6 protein-coding genes are annotated in these 2,032 nt (G+C 64.2%); all 6 read right to left on the bottom strand.

Annotated elements, in window-relative coordinates:
• Positions 1-212: 212 nt before the first annotated feature.
• Positions 213-392 (bottom strand): hypothetical protein, encoded by a 180-nt coding sequence (locus CTA01S_RS16005; protein ID WP_198150910.1) that lies wholly within the window; start codon positions 390-392, stop codon positions 213-215.
• Between the two features lie 33 nt (positions 393-425).
• On the bottom strand, positions 426-776 hold the full coding sequence (locus tag CTA01S_RS16000; RefSeq protein WP_062196842.1) for an HVO_A0114 family putative DNA-binding protein: 351 nt from the start codon (positions 774-776) through the stop codon (positions 426-428).
• 44 nt (positions 777-820) lie between these two features.
• Complete coding sequence (locus CTA01S_RS15995) at positions 821-1,168, bottom strand: type II toxin-antitoxin system PemK/MazF family toxin (RefSeq protein WP_062196841.1); 348 nt, start codon at positions 1,166-1,168, stop codon at positions 821-823.
• Positions 1,150-1,359 carry a hypothetical protein gene (locus CTA01S_RS15990; protein ID WP_062196840.1) on the bottom strand — a complete coding sequence of 70 codons (210 nt, stop codon included), beginning with the start codon at positions 1,357-1,359 and terminating at the stop codon, positions 1,150-1,152. Before CTA01S_RS15990 ends, CTA01S_RS15995 begins: the two co-directional genes overlap by 19 nt.
• Before the next feature lie 94 nt (positions 1,360-1,453).
• Positions 1,454-1,825, bottom strand: coding sequence for a DUF6362 family protein (locus CTA01S_RS15985; protein ID WP_062196839.1), 372 nt, complete (start codon positions 1,823-1,825; stop codon positions 1,454-1,456).
• Positions 1,818-2,032, bottom strand: a 215-nt coding sequence (locus CTA01S_RS16785; protein WP_084362515.1) for a hypothetical protein, incomplete at its 5' end; no start/stop codon positions are given. The genes CTA01S_RS16785 and CTA01S_RS15985, both read right to left, overlap by 8 nt.

The following is a 2,032-nucleotide window of genomic DNA, read 5'->3' as shown; positions in this document are numbered from 1 at the left end:
CTTGCACCCTGACGCTATCGAAGCGCCGCGCTCGCGCCCCCCGCATCGCGCTTGGGCCAGGAAGGACCCGTTGATGCGCGGGCGGCTTCGTCGGGTGTCACCGCTGTCCTGAAGTTAGCCGAAATCCTACCCCTGAAGCGGCGGATCTGTTGCAGCGGCTCGAGTCGCGGTTTCCCGCAGATGCGCGGTCATGCCCGACCCCGCGCGCCAAATCACGCCAAAACACGCGGACGGGAAGCGTTGGGTGGGGACTTTCGGTCGCGTTTGGCCACCCGGCACAACGCGTCGTATTCGCGCATCTTGCGCTCGTCGATGAAGCCAAGGCGATACAGATCGGAGGCCATCTCATGAACCTCGCGCAGGATACGACTTTTGCCTCGCTTCACGGTCATGGTCGATCGTTCGTTGCATGCCACCAAGGGCGCTCAAGCCGCGACGATCCGAAACTCCGTCGCCTTGGCCACAGGACGGACATGGTTCTTCTCGCGCCGGAGCTCGACGATGCCGTAGCGCGACATCGTCTTGAGCGTGCGCGAGAGGTTGCTCGGCTTGCGCCCGGTGGCCTCGGCCAGTTCCGAGATCGATCCAGGTCGTCTCTCGGCGATCACGCGAATCAAGGCCCGGTTGTCGTCGCTGAGCACCTCGGCCAGGGACTTCATCGAGGGGAACCAGATTTGCGGCTCGCCTGGCTTGGGCTTGTGCTCGCTGCGCGTGATCGCAAGCGCGCGCTCGCGGATCTCGTCTTTCGGCAGGATGCCGATCACGATCGGTTTCATCGTCATTCCATCTTGCTGCGCAGGGCAATCTTTCCGGTTGCCCATCACTCGGACAGTCGGCCTTTTCGTACCAGATCGACGACCCGGTTTCGCACCTGCTCCAGCTTTTCGTCGCTGATGCGTCCTGCCACGCGTTGGAACAGGCCTTGATGCGCAGTGAACAGTTTTCCGGGACGGATGAAGCTAGCCCGCGCCAGGGAGCCCCGGGAGAAGTCTCCATCCGCCAGTTCGATCGCGAACGAGTCGGCGTAGGGCCGGCTGGTGATTTGCAGGCACAGCCAATCCTCCCGTCCTGCATGGGCAAGAACGAGTGCCGGTCGAAGCTTGGATGTCGATAAATCGGAGAACGGGAAAGGGACGAGGACCACGTCGCCTATTGCAGGTGCGTCCATGCCTCGTCCTCTTCCGGTTTCAGCCAATCTTCCGCAAGGGTCTTCTCAGCCAGCTGAGTGGTCTCGTCGATCTCGACCGGTGCCTCATCCAGGATGGTCACCAAGGCGCGATGCGTGCCTATGATCTTGATGGGCTCGGCCAGACGGACATGCCCCTGTTCGTCGATGATGGCTTCCACGGTCTGTTTCATCGCATGTCCTCCGCTCGATCCGGATCGTCCGGCTCGGCCTTGTTCTACGAGCCTTGAATGTTATCATCTATTGATACATAACGCTGGGTGGATCTCACCCGTTCAGCCGCTCGGCCACGGTCTGCAACGCCCGCTGCCACCTCCGCCAGGCCGTGGTGCGGTCGCAGCCGAAGCGCGCGCAGATGTCGCGCCAGCGGTGGCGCTCGGCGCGCATCCACACGAGGTGCCGCTCCTCTTCCTCCAGCCACTGCACCCAGCGCATGGCTTCGAGCATGCGCTCGATGGCCTCGGGACTGGGCGGGAAGCGCCGGATCGTCGGTTCGGCGCCGAGCGTCTCCCACGGCATGCGCCGGATCGCGGGCCAGGTGTTGAAGTAGCCCTGCACCCGCACGGGCGGCAGGCGGTGCGCGGTGATGGCGGCTTCGCGGAAACGCTCGGCCACCTGCTCGATGGTCCACTCAGCCATGGCGTGCCTCCCGGGCTCCATCCCGTTGTCCATAGAGCCGCTCGCCGATGCGGCGGATGATCTCGCGCTCCGTCCAGTGAAGCCGCTCATCATCCAGGCCGACGACGAGCAGGCGTTGTTCGCGCCAGCCCTGGCGTTTGACGGCTTCCACGTCCATCGGCTCGGGCTGCAGGCGTGCCAGAGGGCCACGGTAGCGAGGGGTCGGAA

It is taken from the genome of Caldimonas taiwanensis NBRC 104434, from assembly GCF_001592165.1.
Taxonomy (GTDB): domain Bacteria; phylum Pseudomonadota; class Gammaproteobacteria; order Burkholderiales; family Burkholderiaceae_C; genus Caldimonas; species Caldimonas manganoxidans.
Note: the sequence above shows the minus strand (reverse complement) of the source record. Positions and strands in the feature narration are given on the sequence as shown.